Source organism: Agromyces humi (assembly GCF_009720255.1).
Classification (GTDB): Bacteria; Actinomycetota; Actinomycetes; order Actinomycetales; family Microbacteriaceae; genus Agromyces; species Agromyces humi.
Genome location: NZ_WJSP02000273.1, coordinates 1 through 5,159 on the forward strand (window position 1 = coordinate 1; position 5,159 = coordinate 5,159).

General features: G+C 71.2%; 5 protein-coding genes. 4 read left to right on the forward strand and 1 reads right to left on the reverse strand.

The window, feature by feature from the left end; translation table 11 throughout:
- From GH736_RS16825 to GH736_RS16840, 4 genes are all read left to right on the forward strand, one after another.
- On the forward strand, window positions 1-1,144 hold a 1,144-nt coding region (locus GH736_RS16825; protein WP_235934369.1), incomplete at its 5' end, for a helix-turn-helix transcriptional regulator.
- Between the two features lie 147 nt (window positions 1,145-1,291).
- On the forward strand, window positions 1,292-2,938 hold the full coding sequence (locus tag GH736_RS16830; RefSeq protein WP_159605392.1) for a carboxylesterase/lipase family protein: 1,647 nt from the start codon (window positions 1,292-1,294) through the stop codon (window positions 2,936-2,938).
- A gap of 72 nt (window positions 2,939-3,010) precedes the next feature.
- Window positions 3,011-3,508, forward strand: a complete 498-nt coding sequence (locus GH736_RS16835; protein WP_159605394.1) for a glutathione peroxidase — start codon at window positions 3,011-3,013, stop codon at window positions 3,506-3,508.
- 89 nt (window positions 3,509-3,597) lie between these two features.
- Window positions 3,598-4,125 (forward strand): hypothetical protein, encoded by a 528-nt coding sequence (locus GH736_RS16840; RefSeq protein WP_159605396.1) that lies wholly within the window; start codon window positions 3,598-3,600, stop codon window positions 4,123-4,125.
- A gap of 52 nt (window positions 4,126-4,177) precedes the next feature.
- On the opposite strand, the gene GH736_RS16845 is transcribed toward GH736_RS16840, so the two are convergent.
- Window positions 4,178-5,159: dihydrolipoamide acetyltransferase family protein (locus tag GH736_RS16845; RefSeq protein ID WP_162529577.1), on the reverse strand; the 982-nt coding region annotated here is incomplete at its 5' end.

Consider the following 5,159-nt stretch of genomic DNA (forward strand, 5'->3'; position numbering starts at 1 on the left):
GGTCGGCTCGTCGGAGGCCGACCCCGACCCGCGCCGGGGTCTCGGCGAGGATGCCGCGCCGCCCGGCAGTCTGCTGCAGTGGCTCCCCATCGCCTGCGCCGTCGCGCGCACGCTGCTCGACGATGACGCCTACGACGTGCTCGCGAAGCGCGCGGTTCGCATCAGCCGCAGTCAAGGCGCGTTCTCGCAGCTGCCGCTGGTCATGGCCGAGCGCACGTCGGTTCTGCTGCTGAGCGGCAGGACCAGCGAGGCCATGTCGCTCGCACAAGAGCTCCAGCCGATCGTCGAGGCAACGGGAATGCCGACATCGATGACCCGCAGCGGCTGGCTCGCCACGTTCCAGGGTGACGAGTCCGTGAAGACGGAGGTGACCGAACGACTCCGTCCCGAGATCCTCGAGCGCGGGGAGGGCCAGTGGTTCATCACCGTCGCCTGGCAGGACGCGCTGCTGTACAACTCTCTCGGGCGCTATCCCGAGGCGCTCGCAGCCACTGAGCCCGCGGCCGGTCACCCCTACGACATCGGGCTCGCCGGATGGATGCTGCCCGAGCGTGTCGAAGCGGCCGTGCGTGCCGGCGCACCGGAACGAGCCGCCGAGTCCCTCACCCGTCTCGAGGAACTGGCTTCGGCGTCCGGCACCGACTGGGCCCGCGGACTCGCCGCCCGTGCGTCGGCGCTCATCGCGGACGACGACACAGCCGAAGGGCGCTACCTGGAGGCGATCGAACGCCTCAGCCGGACGCGGATCCACACCGCGCTCGCCCGGGGCCACCTCCTCTACGGCGAGTGGCTCCGCCGTCAGAATCGCCGCATCGAATCCCGCGAGCACCTGCGCCTCGCACACGAGCTCTTCGTGGGGACCGGAAGCGACGGGTTCGCGGAGCGCGCGCGACGTGAACTCGCCGCGACGGGCGAGGTCGTGCACAAGCCGACCGCCGGCCCAGTGGACGAGCTCACCGCGCAGGAGCGCCAGATCGCGGTGCTCGCCGCCGGCGGCAGCACGAATCCAGAGATCGGCGAGCAGCTCTTCCTCAGCCCACGTACTGTCGAATGGCACCTGCGGAAGGTGTTCGTGAAACTCGGCGTCTCGTCCCGACGGCAGCTCGCGAGGGCGCTTCGCATCGCGCAGCCGGCGTCGGTCTAGCCGCACCCGGGTCCGCGGTGCCCGCAGCACCCGGGTGCTCACCCGTCACGGGCACGGGTGCCACCGGAGAGGCGCTCCGTGGACGCTGGTGCCATGAATACACATTCGCCAGATCATGTCGCACGCACCTCGGTACGCAGTGTCGACGTGAAGCGCATCGCCCTCTCGATCGCGTCGCTCGCCGCGGCGATCGCGGTCCTCGTCGCCTGCTGGGCGTCGATTGCCCCGGCGGCGCACGCCGAGACCACCACGACTGCGGCGGCGAGCTCCGCCGCCGGCGACGCACCGATCGTGGAGACCGCCGACGGACCCGTCCGGGGCGTCGCGACGCCTGCCGGTGTCGAGTTCCGGGGCATCCCGTATGCCGCGCCACCCACCGGCGAGCTGCGATGGACCCCGCCCCAGCCCGTCACCGCCTGGTCGGACACCCGTGAAGCCGCCGCCTTCGCACCGGTCTGCCCGCAGGGGCCGCCGAGCCCATGGGGGCAGAGCGAGGACTGCCTCTACCTGAACGTCACCGCTCCGGCCGGAGATGCCGCATCAGTCGGTGGACTGCCGGTCATCGTGTACATCCACGGTGGCGGATTCTCATACGGGGAAGGCGCCGACTACGACCCGGCGAAGCTCGCAAGCGAGGGCGCCGTCGTCGTCACCTTCAACTACCGCCTCGGTCTGCTCGGCTTCCTCGCGCACCCGGCGTTCACCGCGAGTCCCTCCGGTGCCACCGGCAACTTCGGCTACCAGGACCAGCAGGCAGCGTTGCGGTGGGTGCAGCAGAACATCGGGCGGTTCGGCGGCAACCCGCGGAACGTCACCATCGTCGGTCATTCGGCCGGCGGACTCTCCGTCCTCGCGCAACTGGCCTCGCCGGGTGCGAAGGGGCTGTTCCACCGTGCGGTGATCCAGGCCGGCGCGTTCGCGCTGGAGCAGCAGTCGCTGGCGACGGCGGAGCAGGCAGGCCAGGCGAGTGCGGTGGCGCTGGGGTGTGCCGACCAGTCCGCCGAGTGCTTGCGGAACGTGCCGGTGGATGCCCTGGTCGCCAACGCCCAGCCGTCGTTCACGCCGGGATACGTCGATGGCGAGGTGCTCCGCGAATCGGTCGGCTCTGCGGTCGCGAGCGGCCGGTTCAACCGGGTGCCGATCATCAACGGCACGAACACGCAGGAGGAGCGGATCTTCACGACGCTCGGACTCAGCGTGACCAAGGGCGCCACCATCCAGCTGCCGAGTCTGAACATCGACGCGTCGAGCTACGTGTCCACGATCGCGACGAACTTCGGCATCAGCACGACGAAGGCGGCCGTCATCGCGGCCGTCTACCCGCTCTCGAAGTACGCCACCCCGGCACACGCGTTCGCCACGTTGAACTCCGACGCGAACTTCTCCTGTCCCGCGTACGCGCTCGACATCGCCGCGTCCCGGTACGTGCCGACGTTCGCGTACGAGTTCAACGACGCCCTCGCGCCCCAGCGGGACGTCCCCGACGCGCTCGGCGAACCGCTCGCGGCCACGCACCAGTCGGAGCTGCAGTACCTGTTCGACCTGCCCAACGCGTCATTCCCCGGCGCGCTCTCGGCCGATCAGGAGCAGCTCGCCTCGAACATGCGGGCGGCGTGGGTCCAGTTCGCAGCGACCGGGGCCCCGTCGACGGATGCGGTGTCGTGGCCGACATTCACGACGCTGAACCCGCGCATGCTCTCCCTCGACACGCCTGCGTCGGAAGTGGAGAAGGACTTCGCCTCCACGCACAAGTGCGGGTTCTGGGCGGCGGCCGCCCTCTTCGGGAACCACTGAATCCAGCGATCCGTCCATCCGGCCGGGGGTGCCATCGGCACCCCCGGCATGCGTGCGGGTTAGGCTCGTGGGGTGGACATCCGAGACATCCCCATCGCGACGATCGACGGCGACGCCGCCTCGCTCGCCGACTTCGACGACCAGGTCGTGCTGGTGGTCAACGTCGCGTCGAGGTGCGGCCTGACGCCCCAGTACGAGAAGCTCGAGGCGCTGCAGCGCGAGTACGGCGGACGGGGATTCACCGTGCTCGGGTTCCCGTGCAACCAGTTCGCCGGCCAGGAGCCGGGCAGCGCCGAGGACATCAAGGAGTTCTGCTCGATGACCTATGGCGTGAGCTTCCCGCTCATGGACAAGGTGAAGGTGAACGGTCGTCACCGGCATCCGCTCTACGCGGAGCTCACGAAGGTTCCGGATGCCGCGGGCAAGGCGGGCCGGGTCAAGTGGAACTTCGAGAAGTTCGTGGTGCTGCCGGGCGGCGAGGTCGTGCGCTTCCGGCCGGCCGTGCAGCCCGACGATCCCGCCGTGATCTCCGTCATCGAGCGCGGACTCGCCGAGGCCCGGGCGGCCTGAGCCACGTCGGCTGACGGCGCGCTTCCTTGACCGGCCCCACGGAGCGGCCCACAATTGGGGGGTCATCCATCCAAGGGAGCGGGGAACCAATGAGCGACGCGTACTCACGCCCGATCGTCGACCAGGCGGGCGCGCCGGGCGGTCAGGTCCCGGCTGACGACACGACCGTGGTCATGCCCGCCGCCGGTGCGGGGCAGGAGGGCGCGACTCCGCGAGGGCCGCGCGCGCCGTCGCCGGCCTGGAGCCGCGACCTGCGGTTCATGCTCGTCGTCCTCGTGGGCATCGTCGTGCTGTTCCTCGCGTTCGCCCTGCTGATCGCATTCAGCCCGACCGGTGCCGCGATCAGCGCCCTCGCCGTCATCGCGGCCCCGATCGCCACCATGGTGGCGGCGTACTACGGCATCTCGCTCGCGCTCCGACAGGTCAGCGACGCGCGGAATTCGGCCGAAGCATCCGAGGCGCGGGCGCGGGCCGCTGAGGCCAGCGCCCGGGAGTCCGACGCCTGGGCGGCGCAGATGGAGTCGGGCCTCAGGGTCGCCGTGGCGAAGCTGCGGGCCGCCGGTCAGGAGACCCGCGACATCGAGCGCGCCGCCGGCACGCCCGACGAGTTCTTCTGATCCTGCGGCCCTGAGAGGCCGCACCCCGCGTTCCGGCGCCCGGGTCGGCGAGCTACAGCTCGGCGAGCACCGACACCGGTCGCTCGATGCATCCGGCCACGAACGTGAGGAATGCCGCAGCCTCGGCGCCGTCGCAGACGCGGTGATCGAACGAGAGCGTCAGCTCCGTGACCGTGCGGACGGCGAGCTCGCCGTCGACCACCCACGGGCGCTGCACGAGTCGTCCGATGCCGAGCATCGCCGCCTCGGGGTGATTGATGATCGCCGCCGAGCCGTCGACCCCGAGGGTGCCGTAGTTGTTCAGCGTGAACGTGCCCCCCTGCAGCGCGGCGGGCGGGAAGGCGCCGGTCGACGCCTCCTCGCTGCGCGCCCCGATCGCGTCGCGAAGTGCGCGCAGGTGCATACGATCGGCGCCGTGGACGACGGGCACGAGCAGGCCCCGCGGCGTCTGCGCGGCGATGCCGAGGTGCACGGCACCGTGCACGAGGATCTCCTCGCGCTCGGCGTCGAAGCTGGAGTTGAGCAGCGGATGCCGCGCCAGGCCTGCCACGACGAACCGTGCCACGAGCGCGGTGACGCCGAAGCGCTCACCCGTGGCCTCCTGCAGCTGTCGGCGGGCGGTGAGCAGCCCGGTGGCATCGACGTCCATCCAGACGGTCGCCTCGGGGATCTCGCGGCGCGAGCGGGAGAAGTGCGCGGCGGCGGCCCGGCCCATGCGATCGAGCGGCACCCGACGGTCGGTCGGCGCATCCGACGCCGAGGGGACGACGGATGCCACGGGCGTGGGCTGCGGTGTCGCCGGGACGTCGACGGGTGCCGTCGAGATCGCGGAATCCTCGGCGGGCATCGAGGCCTCCTGGATCTCGCGGAGGAACGCCTCGACGTCGCGGCGCATCACGAGATGGTCAGGGCCCGAGCCGTCGAGCTGGCTCGCATCGAACCCGTGCTCTCGGGCGATGCGGCGCACGATGGGCGAGACGACGGGGGAGCGGCGCGCCGGGTCCAGGCGCGACGGCGGGGGCGGCGCGACCGGC

What these genes read in the sequence shown, in the direction of transcription:
- GH736_RS16840 (WP_159605396.1), top strand. Translation starts at nt 3,598, where the DNA reads ATGAGCGACGCGTACTCACGCCCGATCGTCGACCAGGCGGGCGCGCCG.